Here is a 16832-nt window from a genome sequence, read left to right as displayed (position 1 = left end):
GTCGCCCGGGCGAACACCCCGGCCGAGATTTCACCCACCCGGCAGGGCTCGGCCGGCTCGCTTCGGCGGCCGGCCGGCTGGCACCACGGACCAGGCCCGCCACGAGCGTCCCTGTCGGTAGGAGTCCGCGGGTGATTCCTGACCGACAGGGACGGTCGCGGTGACGGTAGCGGCCGTCAGGCGTCGCGCCGCGCGCGGACGGCGGCGGCCAGCGTGCCGAGCAGGTCGGCCGTGGTGTCCCAGTCCAGGCACGAGTCGGTGACGGACTGGCCGTAGACGAGCCCGTCAAGCGGGCCGGGCTTCTGGGCGCCCGCGACGAGGAAGCTCTCCATCATCAGCCCGGTGACGTCGCGGTCGCCGTCGGCCAGGCGCGCGGCGAGCTCGCGCACCACCTCGGCCTGGCGCACGTGGTCCTTGCCGGAGTTGCCGTGCGACGCGTCCACGACGACGCCCGCCTCCACGGCCCCGCCGAGGCCGGACGTGCGCGCCACCGCCAGGGCTTCCGTCACGTCCTTCGCGGAGTAGTTCGGGCCGCCCCGCCCGCCGCGCAGGATGACGTGGCAGTCCGGGTTGCCGGTCGTCTCGACGGCGGCCGCCCGCCCCTGCGCGTCCGCCCCGAAGAAGGTGTGCTCGCTCGCCGCCGTGATGCAGCCGTCGACGGCGATCTGCACGTCGCCGTCGGTCGCGTTCTTGAAGCCGACCGGCATCGACAGGCCCGACGCGAGCTGCCGGTGCACCTGCGACTCCGCGTTGCGCGCCCCGATCGCGCCCCACGTCACCGCGTCGGCGATGTACTGCGGGCTGGTGGGCTCCAGGAACTCGCACGCGGCGGGCACACCCGCGTCGAGCACGCCCAGCAGCACCTCGCGCGCCAGGCGGAGACCGTGGTGCACGTCGTGCGAGCCGTCCAGGTGCGGGTCGTTGATGAGGCCCTTCCAGCCCACCGTGGTGCGCGGCTTCTCGAAGTACACGCGCATCACGACGACCAGGTCGTCGGACAGCTCCCGCGCCACCGGCGCCAGCCGGCGGGCGTAGTCGAGCGCGGCCGCCGGGTCGTGCACCGAGCAGGGGCCGACGATGACGAGCAGCCGGTCGTCCTCGCCGCGCAGGACGTCGCGCACCTCGCGGCGGGACGTCGTGACGAGGTCGCTGCGCGGGGTGCCGAGCGGCAGCTCCGCCCGCATGACGCCGGGCGCGGGCAGCGGGTCGAGCGCGCGGACCCGCAGGTCGGAGGTCTCTGCCATCAGGTCAGTATGCGGCCGGCCGGGTTCGGACGGCGCAGGGCGGGCGGTGCGGTCGGTGGTGGCGCTGGTGGCGGTGCTCATCGCGGGCTCCTGGAGTGTCGGCGGCGGGGCGGTCGGGCGGAGGCTCGGCGTCGTCGTCGAACCGTGGTCAAGTGCCCGACCGGAGCGGCCCGTCTGACGACGAAGGGCCCGGACGCACGATGCGTCCCAGGCCCTGTGCTGGCTCCGGTGGAGGTGGTGTCGGTCAGGCGTCAGCCCGCCGAGCCCCTACCGGAGCCGGCGTAAAGCGCCAATACCAACGGATGTCCACGGCGACGACGGTACGTCGGCTTCCCGCTCACGTCCACCCCGTCCAGCATCCGGTCCGCTGGCGCGACATCCGGCGCGCGAGCATCCGGCGCCGTCCCTAGCGTCGAGGCGTCGAGCCGGTCGAGCACGGAGGAGGACGACGATGCAGAGCCTGGAGGGCAAGGTCGCGCTGGTCACGGGCGCGGGGTCGGGTATCGGGCGCGCCACGGCGGCGCTGCTCGCCCGCGAGGGGGCCACCGTGGTCCCGCTCGGGCACAGCCAGGAGAGCGCCGACGACGTCGCCGACGAGATCCGCCGCGGCGGCGGCGCCGCGCTCCCCGTCTCGGCGGACGTCGCGGACGCCGGTGCCGTGCGCGAGGCGGTCGGCCGGGTCGAGCGGGAGCTCGGGCGGCTCGACGTCGTCGTCGCCAACGCCGGCGTCAACGGCGTCTGGGCCCCGCTCGACGAGCTGGCGCCGCAGGAGTGGTCCGACACGATCGCCACGAACCTCACCGGCACGTTCCACACGGTGCGGTTCGCGGTGCCGCTGCTCGTGCGGCAGGGCGGCGCGGTGGTCGTGGTCTCGTCGATCAACGGCACCCGCACGTTCAGCAACTCCGGAGCCTCGGCCTATGCGACCAGCAAAGCCGGCCAGGTCGCCTTCGCGCGGATGGCCGCCGTCGAGCTCGGACCGCGCGGCGTGCGGGTCAACTCCGTGTGCCCGGGCGCCATCGACACCGAGATCGACGACAACACCGAGCAGCGCCGCACCGACGACCTCGGCGTGCCCGCGGAGTTCCCCGAGGGGCAGATCCCGCTCACGGGCGAGCAGCCGGGGGTGGCGGCACAGGTGGCGGCGACCATCGCCTACCTCGTGTCCGACGCGGCCGACCACGTCACGGGCACCGAGGTGTTCGTCGACGGGGGCCAGTCGCTCGTCGCCTGACGGCCGGCTCCGGACCGCCGTAGTCTCGACGGCATGCCCGTGCCCGACTTCGTCGCCGCCCTGCGCTCCCACCTCGGCCACGACCTGCTGTGGCTGCCGGGCGTGTCCGCCGTCGTGCTCGACGACGACGGCCGGCTGCTGCTCGGCCGGCGCTCCGACAACGGCCTGTGGGCGGTGGTGTCCGGCATCCTCGAGCCGGGCGAGGACCCCGCCGTCGGGCTGGCCCGCGAGGTGCTCGAGGAGACGGGGGTCGACGTCGTGGTCGACGCGCTGGTCGCCGTGACGGTCACGCCGCCCGTCGAGTACCCGAACGGCGACCGCTCCCAGTACCTCGACCTGTGCTTCCTGTGCCGGCCCGCGAGCCCGGGGTCCGCCGCCCGGGCGCACGTCGCCGACGACGAGTCCACCGACGTCGCCTGGTTCGCCCCCGACGACGTGCCCGCGGACCTCGCCCCCTCGTCCGCGGAGCGCGTCGGCCACGCCCTCGGCTGGCTGGCCACCGGCTCGGGGGCACCGCACTTCGTGCGCTGACCGTCCGAGAGGAGAACCTCGTGCCGACCCCCGCCACGCCGTCCACCCCCGAGGAGCTGTTCGCGCACTCCCCCGCGGGCCTGGCGATCTGCCGGAGGTTCGCGGACGTCGTCGCCGAGGTCGCGGGCGACGACGTCGAGACGCGCACCACCAGGACGCAGGTCGCGTTCCGCCGCCGCCGCGGCTTCGCGTTCGTGTGGCCGCCGTGGGTGGGGCTGCGCGACCACGTCGACGTGCCCGCCGTCGTCTCGTTCGTCCTCGAGCGCGAGGTGAGCTCCCCGCGCGTGAAGCAGGTCGTGCACCCGACGTCGGGCACGTGGACGCACCACGTGGAGGTGCACGACCCGGGCGAGCTCGACGACGAGATCGCCGCCTGGGCGCGCGAGGCGTACGACGCCGCGGGCTGAGGACGACCCGCCCGGTGGGCGACCGTGCCCTGTTCGTCGCGCGGGTGAAACCTGAAGGTGGTTATGTGTGCCCCGCCACAGTTTGCTCGGGCGCACCGACGCGCCCCGGCACGACGGTGCCCGGCCCACCACGGCCGGGTCGCTCCGACACCCCTGGAGGAAAAACCGTGAGAGCACGCACCACGAGCGCGTTCGGCGCAGCGGGAGCCCTGCTGACCGCCGCCGTCCTCGCCCCCGGCATCGCCGCGTCGGCGTCCTCGGCGCCCGCGGCCGACGCCCCACCGTCCGACCCCGCGGCGCACGTCAAGGAGGACGACCGGCCCGACCCGCTGGCCGAGAAGCGCACCGCGCTCAAGCAGGAAGCCGTCGACCGCGTCGCCATGGGCGACGCCACCGTGCAGACGCTGGGCAAGGGCGCCCACACGTCGAAGTCGGTGAAGGTCGGCAAGAACCAGTGGGTCGAGTACGAGACCGAGCAGACGGCGCAGCTGCTGACGTTCCTGGTCCAGTTCGGCGACAAGGCCGACCCTGAGGGACGGTTCCCCGACGCGCCCGCCGGGCCGGTCCGCAACGAGATCCCCGAGCCCACGCGCAGCGACAACTCCACCTACTGGGAGCCCGACTTCTCCCAGGAGCACTACGAGGAGATGTTCTTCACCGGGCTGGAGGACCAGAACGGGGAGTCGTTCGCCGGCGTCTACGACGAGATGTCGTCGGGGCGCTTCGACCTGCAGGGCGACGTGTCCGACTGGGTGACCGTCCCCTACAACTCGGCGTCGTACGGGCAGACCGAGTCGAACAAGGACATGACGCGGTTCGTGCAGGACTCCGCCGACGCCTGGTACGCCGATCAGGTCGCGCAGGGCAAGACGGCCGCGGAGATCGACGAGTACCTGAAGTCGTTCGACGTCTGGGACCGCTACGACGCGGACGGCGACGGCATCTTCGACGAGCCCGACGGCTACATCGACCACTTCCAGGCGATCCACGCGGGCGAGGGCGAGGAGGCCGGCGCCCCGGAGTCGGCCATCTGGTCGCACCGCTGGGCGGTCAACCCGCTCGGCGCCGACGGCCCGACGGGCTACGAGAAGGTCGGCGGCATCAAGATCGGCGACTCGGACGTCTGGATCCGCGACTACACGACGGAGCCGGAGAACGGCGGGCTCGGCGTCTTCGCGCACGAGTTCGGCCACGACCTCGGGCTGCCGGACTACTACGACACGGAGGGCGGCGAGAACGGCACCGCCTTCTGGAACCTCATGAGCGCCGGCTCGTGGCTCGGCCACGGCGACGGCACCATCGGCACGACGCCGAACCACATGGGCGCCACCGAGAAGATGTTCCTCGGCTGGCTCGACTACACCACGGTCGACCAGGGCGAGCGCGCCACGGTCAAGCTCGGCCCGTCGTACCACGCGACGACGAAGCCGCAGGCGGTCGTGGTCAACCTGCCCGACGGGGTCAAGGACGTCGACCTCGGCGTCGACCCGCACGACGGGCAGTTCGCCTACTCCGGCACCGGCAGCAACGCGAACTACACGCTCACGTCGCCGTCGTTCACCGTGCCCGACGGGGCGGCGCTGACCGCCAAGGTCCAGTACGACATCGAGGCGGGCTACGACCACGCGTTCGTCGACGTCTCCACCGACGGTGGGTCCAGCTGGACGTCCCTGACGACCAACCTCTCGGACGCCGACGCGAAGGGCGGAATCTCCGGGGACTCCGGCAAGAAGTGGGTGGACCTCACCGCCGACCTCGCCGACCTCGCCGGCCAGGACGCCCAGCTCCGGTTCCGCTACCAGAGCGACGGCGGCCTCAACCGCCCGGGCTTCATGGTGGACGACGTGGCCGTGGGCGACGCGCTGACCGAGGACTTCACCGACGGGTTCGAGGGCTGGACGAACGACGGCTTCCACGTCATCGGCGCGGACGGCACGTACGAGGTGGAGTACTCGCACTACTACGTGGCCGAGAACCGGCAGTACGCCGGCTACGACAGGACCCTGAAGACCGGGCCGTACAACTTCGGCTGGACCGCGTCGAAGCCGAACACCGTGGAGCACTTCCCCTACCAGGACGGCCTGCTGGTCTGGTACGCGAACAGCTTCTACGGCGACAACAACACGTCGCAGCACCCGGGCGGCGGGCAGGCCCTGCCGGTCGACGCGAACGCGCAGGCCCTGCGGTGGTCGGACGGCACGGTCGCCCGCAACCGCATCCAGGCGTTCGACGCGACGTTCGGCCTCGGCAAGTCCGACGCGTTCACCCTGCACCGGGAGACCGAGGCGGGCATGACGACGCTGCGCACCTGGAAGGAGAAGGCGGAGAACGTCTTCGACGACACCGACCCGAACGCCTACTACGACGAGACGAACCCCGGCGGTTCGGTCGTCGTCGGCGGCACGGGCACGAAGATCAAGGTCAAGGCCGTCAACGGCAAGAACGGTGTGATGACGGTGGACGTCACCACGCCGCGCACGAAGGGCTGATCCACCCCTCGCTGGTTGAGCCTGTCGACACCGGGTTTCGACAGGCTCAACCAGCGAACAGCGTCAGCGGGCGTAGCGGGACACGAAGTTCTGCAGGATCTTCATCGGCTCGGTGACGCGGTGCTCGCGGGAGCGCGCGACGATGCGCCTCCCCTCCTCGGGCGGGAAGTACCCGTAGGTCCGGTAGACCTCCACCCGCTGCTCGATGCCGGCCAGGTCCAGCTCGGGGTGGAACTGGGTGGCGTAGAGGTTCCGGCGCACGCGGAACATCTGCACGGGGGCGTCGGCGGAGCGGGCGAGCAGGGTGGCCGACGGCGGCAGCTCGCGCACCGCCTCCTTGTGCCCCAGGTAGGCGGTGAAGCGCGGGGAGACGCCGGCGAGCAGCGGGTCCGCGAGGCCCTCGGGGGTCAGCTCGATCTCGGCCGGCCCGACCGGCTCGGCGTACGTGCGGTCGACGACGCCGCCCTGGTGGGTGCCGAGCGTGCCGACGCCGTAGCAGGCGCCGAGGAACGGGAAGTCGCGCTCCACGAGGTCGTCGAGCAGGGCGGCCATCTCCCGCTCCACGCGGTGCTGCACGGCCGACTTCTCGTCGTCGGGGTCGCTCGAGTTGAACGGTCCGCCGCCGACGATGACGCCGGACAGCTCGTCCGGGTCGACGCGCGGCATGGGCTCGCGCTCCAGGCGCACCCGCCGCAGGGACGCCGGCGCCAGCCCGGAGTAGCGCAGCACCGCCGCGTACTCGCCGTCGGCCGCGACGTCCTCCGCGCGGGTCCCGAGGAACAGGAACGGCCTCACGGGTGCAGGCTAGACGCCCCCTGCGCCGCACGCCGGTCGTCGGTCGTCACCGGACGGCGCGCCCAGTACGACGCCAGGATCGACCCGGAGACGTTGTGCCACACCGAGAACAGCGCCGCGGGCAGCGCGGCCGCCGGGCTGAAGTACGTCGTGGCGAGGCTGGCCGCCAGGCCGGAGTTCTGCATCCCCACCTCGACGCTCACCGCCCGGCGGGCGGGCTCGTCGAACCGGACGGCGGCGGCCGCGCCGTACCCGAGCAGCAGCCCGGCGCAGTTGTGCACGACGACGGCGAGGGCGACCAGCAGGCCCGTGCTCCGGACGGCGTCGGCGTTGGCCCCGACGATCCCGGCCACGACCACGACGATCCCGAGCACCGACACCAGCGGCAGGTACGGCAGCAGGTAGCGCTCGACGATCCGCCCCGCGAACGTGCGCACCAGGAGCCCGGCGATCACGGGGAACAGCACCACCTGGGCGATCGACGACACGAGGTCGCCGTAGGTGACGTCCAGGTCGGTGCCCGCCAGCCAGAGCACGAGGGCCGGGGTGAGCAGCGGGGCCAGGAGCGTCGAGACCGTCGTGAGCGCGACCGACAGGGCGGTGTCGCCCTTGGCGAGGTAGACGATGACGTTCGACGCCGTGCCGCCCGGCGCGGAGCCGACGAGGATCATGCCGATCATCGCCTCGCCCTCGAGCCCGAACAGGTGCCCGATCGCCCACGCCAGCAGGGGCATGATCGTGAACTGGGCGACCACGCCGATGACGACGGCCACGGGGCGCTTCGCGACGAGCGCGAAGTCCTGACCCGTCAGGGTCAGCCCCATGCCGAACATGATGATGCCGAGCAGCAGCGGCACGTGGGCCGCCAGCGGGGCGAACGTGTCCGGGGCGGCGAGCCCGGCGACCGCGCCGAGCAGGACGAGCACGGCGAACCACTGACCCACGAGCTCTGCAACTCTGCGCATGACCCGGCACGATACCGAACCGCTGGTCGAGCCTGTCGAGACCCGGTGACCGGGTTTCGACAGGCTCGACCAGCGCCGGTCACGTCCAGCGGAACAGCCGCGCCGCGAGCGGCAGCAGCACCACGGTCCACGCCACCATGACGATGCACTGCAGCAGCGGGAACCCGTCCCCGAACCAGCCGGTGTCCATGGCCTGCGCCGCGGCGCCCATCGGGGTGAACTGGCCGACCTGCCGGATGGCGTCCGGCATGATCGGGCCGGGCGTCCACAGCCCCGACAGGAACAGCAGCGGGAAGTAGACCAGCGACCCGACCGCGTTGGCGGTCGAGGGCTTGTTCACCACGGCGGACAGGAGCATGCCGAGGGAGAACATCGACAGCATCCCCAGCGCGAACGCGAGGACGACGACCCCGAGCTGGGTAGGGCGCACGACGCCGAACGCGAGCTGCGCCACGACGAGGGCGAGAGCGACCCCGACGAGCGTCGTCACGACGTTGATGACCAGGTGCACGACGATGAGGCTCTGCGGACGCATCGGCGTCGTGGACAGCCGCTGCAGCACCCCCTTGTCGCGGAAGGTCGCGAACGTGACGGGCAGCGACATCACGGCGAGCGTGCCGACCGCCATGGCGAGCACCGTGGGCAGGTAGGTCGCGATCGGCGTCACGCCGTACCAGATCGAGTCCGGCGGGGCGTCGGTGATCGGCTCCCGCATCCCGGGGATGGCGAACCCGACGCCGAGCAGGATGATCGACGGAAAGAGGATCCCGAAGAACACGGACCCGAAGTCGCGCAGCCACACGCGGCTCTCGATGCGCAACAGCGGCCCGAACCCGCGCCAGCGGCGGGTCGTCCGCGCGGGGCTGGTGGCGACGGCGGTGGTCATGACCGGGCTCCTTCGGTGACGGGGGTGGACGGGGACTCGGGGTCGTAGGTGCGACCGGTGACGGCAAGGAACACGTCCTCGAGCGACCGGGAGACGGTGCGGACGTCGTCGGGCACGAGGTCGGCGGCGGCGAGCGCCGGGACCAGCGAGAACAGCACCCGGCGGGTGCCCGTGACCGCGAGCTCGACGTCGGACCCGTCGACGGCCGCGACGCCCTCGACCTCGGCGTCCCGGTCGGCGAGGACGGCGAGCTCACGACGCCCGCGCTCCACGTCCTGGGGCGCGAACCTCACGACCACGCTGCGGCCACCCTCCAGGCCGTCGATGAGCGCGGCGGGAGTGCCCTCGGCGACGACGCGCCCGGCGTCGATGACGACGAGCCGGTCGCAGAGCCGCTCGGCCTCCTCCATGAAGTGCGTGACCAGCAGGATCGTCACGCCGGTGGCGCGCACCCGCTCGACGAGCTCCCAGGTGGCGCGCCGCGCCTGCGGGTCGAGCCCGGTGGTGAGCTCGTCGAGGATGGCGACCTCCGGGCTGCCGACCAGCGCGAGCGCGATGGACAGCCGCTGCTTCTGGCCGCCGGAGAGCTTCGCGAACTGCTTGTCGGCGTGCTCGGTGAGGTCGAGCAGGTCGAGGAGCTCGTCCGGGTCGGCGGGGTGCTCGTAGAACCCGGCGAACAGCCGCAGCGCCTCCCCCACGGTGATCTTGTCGTGCAGCGTCGCCTCCTGGAGCTGGACACCCAGGATGTCCCTGACGGCGCCGGGGTTGCGCTGCGTGTCGATGCCGCGCACCCGCACGGCGCCGCCGTCGGCGGTGCGCAGGCCGGCGAGCGTCTCGACGGTCGTGGTCTTCCCGGCTCCGTTGGGGCCGAGGATGCCGAAGATCTCGCCGGGCTGGACGGCGAACGACACGTCGTCCACCGCGACCTTCGGTCCGTACGTCTTGCGGAGGTTCGTCACCTCCACGATGGGAGCGGCCATGGCGGGCCTCCTTCCTGATCGGTGGGTCTGCTTCGGATGTTCTGGTGGGTAGGGAGCCGGCGGTTCCGGCACCCGGACACCGCCCGGGTCGAGGGCGGGGCGGACGGGCGGGGCCAGGGACGAGGTCAGGGGCGCAGCGGGACGTCGCGCAGCATCCGGTGCGCGACGGCCGCAGCGAGCGCGGCCGCCGCGGCCCCGCCGACGACGGTGAGGACGGCGCCGAGGGCGACGTGGTCGTAGCCGCCGCGCAGCGGGATGCCGAAGATGCCGGTCCGGGTCACCAGGTCGACGAGGGCGCAGGGAACGAGCAGCGGCACCACGAGCAACGTGCCGCGCCACGCCCCGAGCCGCCGGTACCCGGCGCCCACCGCCACCCCGACGAGCAGGTACGTCACGACGACGAACGTCTCGCCCACCACCGTGACGCCGACCCCCACGGGGGTGTCGAGGCCGAGCGGTGTGGCCGAGCCCTGCCACGGGCGGTCGAGCGACGTGTAGAGGCGCTCCTCGGCGAGGGTGAGCAGGACGACCAGCACCCCGAACCCGACCCCGACGAGGGCGCCGGCCCGGGCGCCGCCGCCGAGGAACGACCGCCGGGTGCCGCCGGCCGAGAGGTGCACCGTGAGCAGGCCCGCGGTCAGGACGATGCCGATCGCGAACGGGACCCAGCGCGCGGGGTCGCCCGCCGCGTCGTAGGTGAGCCCGTCGGCCTCGCCGCCCCAGCGCTCGACGGCGAGCGGCAGGGCGAGGACCAGCGCGGCCCAGCAGCCCCAGAACCAGGTGCCCCCCACCGTCAGGGTGCGGACGAACCGGTTCCGGGCGGCGGCGGTCGCGGCCGCGGCCGGTGCGCGCCGCGCCGGAGCGCGCCGCGCCGGAGCGGCGGTCGTCGTGGACGTCGTCATGGCATTCACCTCGTGGGCCTGAGTCGAAGGTCGCGCAGCTGCAGGTGCACCGCACCGACGGCCAGCGCCAGGACTGCCGCGCCCGCGACGAGGCCCACTGCGGGCGCCGTGGTCCCGATGTCGCCGGCCACGCCCGCGAGGATCGCCTCGCCGGCCCCTGTCCGGGAGGTGACGTCGGCAAGGAAGAGCAGCAGCAGCGCGGGGACGACCAGCAAGGTGCCCCGCCACAGACCGTGCGACTGGTACCCGGCCACGACGGCGACGCCTCCCAGCAGATAGATCGCGGAGACGAGCGCCTCCGACACGGCCGTCACGACCGCCCAGCCGCCGTCGAACGACGCGAGGCCGATGCCGACCGGCTCCCAGCCCCAGCCGACCGCCCCGAACACGGCCCGCTCCACGACCAGCACCACGACGAACGCGATGCCGTTGGCGACGCCCGCGACGCCGGACGCGCGCAGCGTCCCGCTCCGCAGCGCCCGGCGCGTGCCGCCCGCGGCGAGGTGCGTGACCACGGTCATGACGGTGAGGACGGCTCCCATGCTGAAGACGTACCAGCGGGCGGAGAACTCGAGCCCGGTCGCGACGCCGCCGTCCATGACCCCGCCGAAGGCGTGGACGACCAGGGGCACCGCCACGGTGATGAGCAGGAAGACGCCCCAGTACCAGGAGCCGATGATGAGCGTGCCGCCCGCGAAGGTCCGCGTGACGTGGCGGACCGCGCGGTGGTGGGCGTCGGCGGCGAACGCGTCCCGGTCGGGCCAGGTGGCGACGGTCATCGTCCCGCTCCCTCGTCCGGGCCGGCGTCCGGCCGCTGGGTGAGGCGGACGAAGAGGTCCTGCAGCGGGAGGACGCCCATCTCGACGCCGGCCGCCCGGGCCTCGGCGGCCTCGCCGTCGCGCGGTGCGCCCTCAAGCGTGACCTGGGCCGTGGCGCCGAGCTGCTGGCGGTGCAGCACCCGCCGGCCTGCGGTCAGCCGTTCGACGGCGGCGGTGGGGCCGGTGAGGCTGAAGCCGCGCGACTGCATCTCCTCCGCGGTCTCGGCGAGCAGCACCCGGCCGCGGTCGAGCACGATCACGTCCTCGAAGAGCCGCGCGACCTCCTCGACCAGGTGGCTGGACAGCAGGATGGTGCGCGGGTGCTCGGCGTAGTCGGCGAGGATCTCGTCGTAGAACGCGTACCGCGTGGGGGCGTCCATTCCGAGGTAGACCTCGTCGAAGATCGTGAGCGGCGCCCGGGCCGCCAGGCCGATGGTGGCCCCGACCGCGGAGCGCTTGCCCCGGGAGAGGGCGGCGGGCTTCTTGCGAGGGTTCACCTCGAAGGAGTCCAGCAGCCTCTCGGCGAGGTCGGCGTCCCAGTTCGGGCGCAGCGCGGCGTAGTACTTCAGCGACTCGGAGACCTTCTCGTCGTCCTGCAGGTCGCCGCTCTCGCGCACGAGCTGCACGTTGGCGGTGACCCACGGGTTCTCCCACGGGTCCTCCATCAGGCCGTCAGGCCCGACGCGCACCGAGCCGCGGGTGGGGCGCGTGAACGCCGCGAGCAGGGAGAGCAGAGTCGACTTTCCGGCCCCGTTGCGACCCAGCACGCCGGTGATGACGCCGGGCCGGACGGTCAGGCCCACGTCGTCCAACGCCGTCGTGGCGTCGTCCTTGATGGTGGTGCCCTCGGCCGTCATGCGGCGCTGCTTGCCGAACCGGACGACGACGTCGTCGAGGCGTGCGCCGAAGGGTGCGGGGGTCATGACTCCTCCGTGGTGGTCGTGGGGCCGTGCTTGTGGTGGCCGTTGCCGCCGAGCACGTAGGCGACGAGCTCGTCGGTGGGGATGCCGAGCAGGTCGGCCTGCGCGAGCGCCGGGCCGAGGACGTCGTCGAAGTACGCCTTGCGGTGCTGCTCCAGCAGCCGCTCGCGCGCCCCGGGGGCGACGAACATCCCGAGGCCGCGGCGCTTGTACAGGACGCCCTCGTCCACCAGCCCCGTGAACGCCTTGGCGGCGGTGGCGGGGTTGATGCGGAACGTCGTGGCGAACTGAGTGGTCGACATGACCTGCTCCTCCTCCGCGAGCTCACCGGCGAGCACCTGCGCGCGGATCATCTGGGCGATCTGCACGTAGATGGGTTCAGGACCGTCGAACACGCGGGCCTCCTCACGGCAGGTTCAGTAGTTCTGGGGTTCATTACTCGACTAATGAACCACGGACCCACCTCCGCGCGCAACCCCTCAGGGCGAGGTAGTCCAGATCTCCGCGAGGTAGTTCAGCCCGCGGCGAGGTAGTTCAGCCCGTGCCGAGGTAGTCCCGGGCGTGCCGAGGTAGTTCAGAACTCCGCGAGGTAGTTCAGAGCCTGGCGAGGTAGTTCCGGACGGGAGGCTGCCGGCCTCAGGCCTGCATGGCCGCGCGCCGCATCGCCCGCGCCGTCCACCGCCCGCGCTCGTGCGCGACCTCGATGGGGTGCTCGAACGCCTCGGTCACGGTCTCGGTGGTGAGCACCTCGTCCACGGGCCCAGCCGCGACGACGGCGCCGTGGGCGAGGACGACGACGTGCGTCGTCGACGGCGGCAGCTCCTCGAGGTGGTGCGTGACCAGCACGGTCGTCAGCTCGGGGCGACGCACAGCGAGGTCGTCGAGCGTCTCGAGGAACTGCTCGCGGGCGGCGACGTCGAGGCCGGTGGTGGGCTCGTCGAGCAGCACGAGGTCGGGCTCGGCGACGAGCGCGCGGGCGATCAGCGCCCGCCCGCGCTCCCCCTGGGACAGCACGGGCCACGCGGCGTCACGACGCGCCGTCATCCCCACGTCGTGGAGCAGTCCGTGCGCCGTGGCGACCTGCACCTCGGTCGGCTGCCAGCGCGGCGGCAGGTCCGTCGTCCCGGTGATACCGGTGAGGACCACCTGCGTCACGGTCAGGTCGGAACGCAGCGGGTGCCGCGGGTTGACGTGGCCGATCCGGCGGCGCAGCGCCTGCAGCTCGACCCGCCCGAGCCGGTGGCCGAGCACGTCGACGGTGCCCGACGTCGGGTGCGCGACCGCGCCGCAGAAGCCGAGCACGGTGCTCTTGCCCGCCCCGTTCGGCCCCAGCATCGCCCAGCGCTCCCCCGCGCGGACGGTGAGGTCGACCCCGTGCAGGATCTCCGTGCCGTTGCGGCGGAACGTCACGCCGCGCAGGTCCAGGACGGCGTCGGTCATCGCAGCGTCTCCTTCAGTCCGAGCAGGTGGGCACGGCTGCGCGACGACGCCGCCGCCGCGTCCCGATGGGCGACGGCGTCGGCCAGGCCGACGTGCGCCTCGTGGTCGGCGTCGTCGTCGAGCGCCTCGCCGACCGCGCGGCGCCAGCGCAGCAGCTCGACCATGGCCTCCCGCACGCGCGCGGTGAACCCGTCGAACAGCTCGGCGAGGAGGGGGTTGTGCGCGGCAGCGACGACGGCACGATGGAACCGCAGGTCGGCGTCGACGTGGGACTCGACGTCGACGTACTCGGCGCCCCGCTCGGCGAGGGCCCGCCGGATGGCTCGCAGGTCGGCCGGGGTACGTCGCTCGGCGGCCAGGCCGGCGGCCTCCGTCTCGACCGCCACCCGCGCCTCGATGACGGCGACGACGTCGACGCGCCGCAGCACGTCGTCCCAGTCCTCACGGACGTCGAGCGCGGTGACGAAGACCCCCACACCCTGCCGTGACGAGAGCACCCCGCGACCGGCGAGCTGACGGATCGCCTCGCGCACCGTGGACCGCCCGACGGCGAGCTGCCGGGCCAGCGTGGTCTCCCCCGGCAGCTTCGCCCCGAGCGGCCACTCCCCCGACCGCACCCGCTCCAGCAGCAGCTCGGCCCCCTGGTCGGCGAGCCCCCGTCGCACCACCTGCGTCATCCCGCTCCTCCTGCTTGTCAGACAAGCAGAGGATACGGGACGACCTGGTCAGCCGATCGCGCGACGACGCAGTCGACGCCGGCGGGCCGCCTGGTGCGCCTCGCGGAGCAGGCCGACGACCGCGTCGGTCGTGCGCTCGCCCGGGTTCACCACGCACACCCACCCCAGGTCCCCGTACAGCGGGTGCGGCAGGAACGTGTCCGGGACGACGGCGTCCTCGGGGCCGCGGTCCGCCACGAGCTCCCGCAGCCGGTCGCGCCCCACGTGCACGTTGACCCGCCATCGGCCCGGCCGGTCGAGGTCGCAGGATGTGTCGTCCGGATAGTTCTTCGTGACGACGGTGCCGTACGGCTGCACGGTCGTGGGCACCACGCCGTCGGGCGCGTCGTAGAAGAACGCGTCGCCCCACGCGATCTCGGGCGCCCCGTCCCCGGGACGCGGCTCCAGGACGAGCACCCCGTCGAACGACCGCACGGCCTCGATGATCCGGTCCATACTCGTGTCGTTGCTCATGGTTCAAGCGTGACCTTCAAGTGCTTCTGTGGGGTGTGAGATGGACCGTCCGCTGCGGACCGCCGACGTCGCACGCACCACCGGATACTCCGTTCAGCAGGTGCGCGACCTCGAACGGCTCGGCGTCGTCCCGCCCGTCGCCCGCGGGCCGAACGGGTACCGCGCCTACAGCCCGCGCCATGTCACCGCTGTCCGCGCCTACCGCGGCCTCGCCGCCGCCGTCGGACCCGTCGTCGCGCGACGCACCATGGCCACCCTCCAGGGTGCTCCCCTCGCCGACGCCGCGGCAGCGCTGACCGACCTGCACGCGCAACTCGCCAAGGAGCGCACCGAAACCCTCCAGGCGCTCGCCGCGCTCGACGCGATCCGGGCGGAGCCCGCCGCCTCCTCCCCCGGCAGCGTCCTGACGATCACCGAGCTCGGCGACGCGCTCGGCGTCCGCACCTCCACGCTGCGCCACTGGGAGTCCGAGGGGCTGCTGGAGCCGGAGCGGGTCGGGTCCGTGCGCGCCCGCGTCTACGACCGGCCCGCCGTCGCCGCCGCACGGGTGGTCGCGGCGCTCCGGGCGGCGGGCTACGGCATCCCCGCGCTGCACGACGTCGTCGCCGCGATGCGCGGGCTCGGCGACACCGCGGACGCCGAGGCCGCGCTCCGGGAGCGGCTCGACCGGATCGCGACCCGGTCCGGGGCGCTGCTGCGCGCCGGCGCCGACCTGGCCGCGGTCCTGGACGACGCGGGACGGGACGGATGACATGACGAGGGGCCGTGGTGAGCGGTGCTCACCACGGCCCCTCGAACTACCTCGCCGAGCTTCGAACTACCTCGCCCGGATCGGAACTACCTCGGCAGCTCTCGGACTACCTCGGCACGATCCGGACTACCTCGCGAGGAAGTGAACTACCTCGTCAGGCCGGGGTCGCCTCGGCGCCCTCGGCCGCGTCGACGTCGTCGAGCGCGTCGAGCTCGGCCAGGTCGGCGGCGACGATCTCCGCGATCTGCACGGCGTTGAGCGCCGCGCCCTTGCGCAGGTTGTCGTTGGACACGAACAGCACCAGCCCGCGCCCGCCGGGCACGGACTGGTCGGTGCGGATGCGCCCGACGAACGACGGGTCGGCGCCGGCCGCCTGCAGGGGCGTCGGGACGTCCGCGAGCTCGACGCCGGGCGCCGCGGCCAGCAGCTCGCGCGCCCGCTCGGGCGTGATCGCGGCGCCGAACTCGGCGTGGATCGCCAGCGAGTGACCGGAGAACACCGGCACGCGCACGCACGTCCCCGCGACGGCCAGGTCGGGCAGGCCGAGGATCTTGCGGGACTCGTTGCGGAGCTTCTGCTCCTCGTCCGTCTCGCCGGAGCCGTCGTCCACGAGGTTCCCGGCCAGCGGCAGCACGTCGAACGCGATGGGCGCCACGTACTTCTCCGGCTCGGGGAAGGAGACCGCCGCGCCGGAGTGCGCCAGCCCCTCGAGGTCGCCGGCGACGGCAGCGCGCGCCTGGTCGGCGAGCTCCTTGACCCCGCCCAGGCCCGACCCGGACACCGCCTGGTAGGTCGCGACGCGCAGCCGCTCCAGCCCGGCCTCGTCGGCCAGCGGCTTGAGCACCGGCATCGCGGCCATCGTGGTGCAGTTCGGGTTGGCGACGATCCCCTTGACCGCGTCGCCGATCGCCTCCGGGTTCACCTCGGAGACGACGAGCGGCACCTCCGGGTCGAGCCGCCAGGCGGACGAGTTGTCGATCACGACGGCGCCCGCCTCGGCGAACCGGGGCGCGTGCTCGCGCGACGTGCCGCCGCCCGCGGAGAAGATCGCGACGTCGACGTCCGCCAGGTCGTCGGTGGCCGTGGCCGCGACGTCCTCGACGACGACGTCCACGCCCTCGAACGGCAGCGTGCTGCCCGCCGAGCGCGCCGAGGCGAAGAACCGCAGCTCCTTGACCGGGAAGGCGCGCTCCGCGAGGAGGCGGCGCAGGACGCCGCCGACCTGGCCGGTGGCGCCCACGACGGCGACGTTCACGCCGGTGGTGTTGATCTGGACCATC

General features: G+C 73.2%; 18 protein-coding genes. 5 read left to right on the top strand and 13 right to left on the bottom strand.

The features are described from left to right. Positions 1–176: 176 nt before the first annotated feature. The gene (locus AAG589_RS11385) at positions 177–1244 is read right to left on the bottom strand and encodes a 3-deoxy-7-phosphoheptulonate synthase (RefSeq protein ID WP_430567373.1); all 1068 of its coding nucleotides are present in this window, start codon (positions 1242–1244) and stop codon (positions 177–179) included. Positions 1245–1695: 451 nt separating this feature from the next. Between AAG589_RS11385 and AAG589_RS11380 the strand changes: the two genes are divergently transcribed. The 4 genes from AAG589_RS11380 to AAG589_RS11365 all read left to right on the top strand — a co-directional run bounded on the left by AAG589_RS11380 (position 1696) and on the right by AAG589_RS11365 (position 5905). Then, a complete protein-coding gene (locus tag AAG589_RS11380; protein ID WP_430567372.1) occupies positions 1696–2478 on the top strand; it encodes an SDR family oxidoreductase in 783 nt (260 codons plus the stop codon). A 33-nt stretch (positions 2479–2511) separates the two neighbouring features. After that, complete coding sequence (locus AAG589_RS11375; protein ID WP_430567371.1) at positions 2512–3009, top strand: NUDIX hydrolase; 498 nt, start codon at positions 2512–2514, stop codon at positions 3007–3009. Between the two features lie 20 nt (positions 3010–3029). Then, a complete protein-coding gene (locus tag AAG589_RS11370; RefSeq protein WP_430567370.1) occupies positions 3030–3416 on the top strand; it encodes a DUF5655 domain-containing protein in 387 nt (128 codons plus the stop codon). A gap of 167 nt (positions 3417–3583) precedes the next feature. Continuing rightward, the gene (locus AAG589_RS11365; protein ID WP_430567369.1) at positions 3584–5905 is read left to right on the top strand and encodes an immune inhibitor A domain-containing protein; all 2322 of its coding nucleotides are present in this window, start codon (positions 3584–3586) and stop codon (positions 5903–5905) included. 63 nt (positions 5906–5968) lie between these two features. Here the strand turns inward: AAG589_RS11365 and AAG589_RS11360 are convergent, their stop codons facing one another. From AAG589_RS11360 to AAG589_RS11310, 11 genes are all read right to left on the bottom strand, one after another. Continuing rightward, complete coding sequence (locus tag AAG589_RS11360; protein WP_430567368.1) at positions 5969–6700, bottom strand: glutamine amidotransferase; 732 nt, start codon at positions 6698–6700, stop codon at positions 5969–5971. Continuing rightward, positions 6697–7665 (bottom strand): bile acid:sodium symporter family protein, encoded by a 969-nt coding sequence (locus AAG589_RS11355; RefSeq protein WP_430567367.1) that lies wholly within the window; start codon positions 7663–7665, stop codon positions 6697–6699. Before AAG589_RS11355 ends, AAG589_RS11360 begins: the two co-directional genes overlap by 4 nt. 79 nt (positions 7666–7744) lie before the next feature. Beyond that, a complete protein-coding gene (locus tag AAG589_RS11350) occupies positions 7745–8551 on the bottom strand; it encodes an ABC transporter permease (RefSeq protein WP_430567366.1) in 807 nt (268 codons plus the stop codon). Further along, the gene (locus AAG589_RS11345) at positions 8548–9531 is read right to left on the bottom strand and encodes an ABC transporter ATP-binding protein (protein ID WP_430567365.1); all 984 of its coding nucleotides are present in this window, start codon (positions 9529–9531) and stop codon (positions 8548–8550) included. Before AAG589_RS11345 ends, AAG589_RS11350 begins: the two co-directional genes overlap by 4 nt. 125 nt (positions 9532–9656) lie before the next feature. Then, positions 9657–10433 (bottom strand): hypothetical protein, encoded by a 777-nt coding sequence (locus tag AAG589_RS11340; RefSeq protein ID WP_430567364.1) that lies wholly within the window; start codon positions 10431–10433, stop codon positions 9657–9659. 5 nt (positions 10434–10438) lie between these two features. Continuing rightward, a complete protein-coding gene (locus AAG589_RS11335; RefSeq protein ID WP_430567363.1) occupies positions 10439–11212 on the bottom strand; it encodes a hypothetical protein in 774 nt (257 codons plus the stop codon). Continuing rightward, entirely contained in the window at positions 11209–12174 is a 966-nt protein-coding gene (locus AAG589_RS11330; RefSeq protein WP_430567362.1) for an ABC transporter ATP-binding protein, read from the bottom strand. The genes AAG589_RS11335 and AAG589_RS11330 overlap by 4 nt, the downstream gene beginning before the upstream one ends. Beyond that, the gene (locus tag AAG589_RS11325; RefSeq protein WP_430567361.1) at positions 12171–12566 is read right to left on the bottom strand and encodes a GntR family transcriptional regulator; all 396 of its coding nucleotides are present in this window, start codon (positions 12564–12566) and stop codon (positions 12171–12173) included. Before AAG589_RS11325 ends, AAG589_RS11330 begins: the two co-directional genes overlap by 4 nt. Positions 12567–12807: 241 nt before the next feature. Next, positions 12808–13611: an ABC transporter ATP-binding protein gene (locus tag AAG589_RS11320; protein ID WP_430567360.1), complete on the bottom strand. Its 804-nt coding sequence runs from the start codon at positions 13609–13611 to the stop codon at positions 12808–12810. Continuing rightward, positions 13608–14288: a FadR/GntR family transcriptional regulator gene (locus tag AAG589_RS11315; RefSeq protein WP_430567359.1), complete on the bottom strand. Its 681-nt coding sequence runs from the start codon at positions 14286–14288 to the stop codon at positions 13608–13610. Before AAG589_RS11315 ends, AAG589_RS11320 begins: the two co-directional genes overlap by 4 nt. A gap of 48 nt (positions 14289–14336) precedes the next feature. Then, complete coding sequence (locus tag AAG589_RS11310; protein ID WP_430567358.1) at positions 14337–14801, bottom strand: DUF6194 family protein; 465 nt, start codon at positions 14799–14801, stop codon at positions 14337–14339. Between the two features lie 40 nt (positions 14802–14841). Here AAG589_RS11310 and AAG589_RS11305 point away from each other — a divergent pair, with 40 nt between their 5' ends. Continuing rightward, the gene (locus AAG589_RS11305; RefSeq protein ID WP_430567357.1) at positions 14842–15552 is read left to right on the top strand and encodes a MerR family transcriptional regulator; all 711 of its coding nucleotides are present in this window, start codon (positions 14842–14844) and stop codon (positions 15550–15552) included. A 154-nt stretch (positions 15553–15706) separates the two neighbouring features. On the opposite strand, the gene AAG589_RS11300 is transcribed toward AAG589_RS11305, so the two are convergent. Next, positions 15707–16831 (bottom strand): aspartate-semialdehyde dehydrogenase, encoded by a 1125-nt coding sequence (locus AAG589_RS11300; RefSeq protein ID WP_430567356.1) that lies wholly within the window; start codon positions 16829–16831, stop codon positions 15707–15709. Between the last annotated feature and the right edge of the window lies 1 nt (position 16832).

This window comes from Isoptericola sp. F-RaC21, assembly GCF_038593535.1.
GTDB lineage: Bacteria > Actinomycetota > Actinomycetes > Actinomycetales > Cellulomonadaceae > Isoptericola.
Note: the sequence above shows the minus strand (reverse complement) of the source record. Positions and strands in the feature narration are given on the sequence as shown.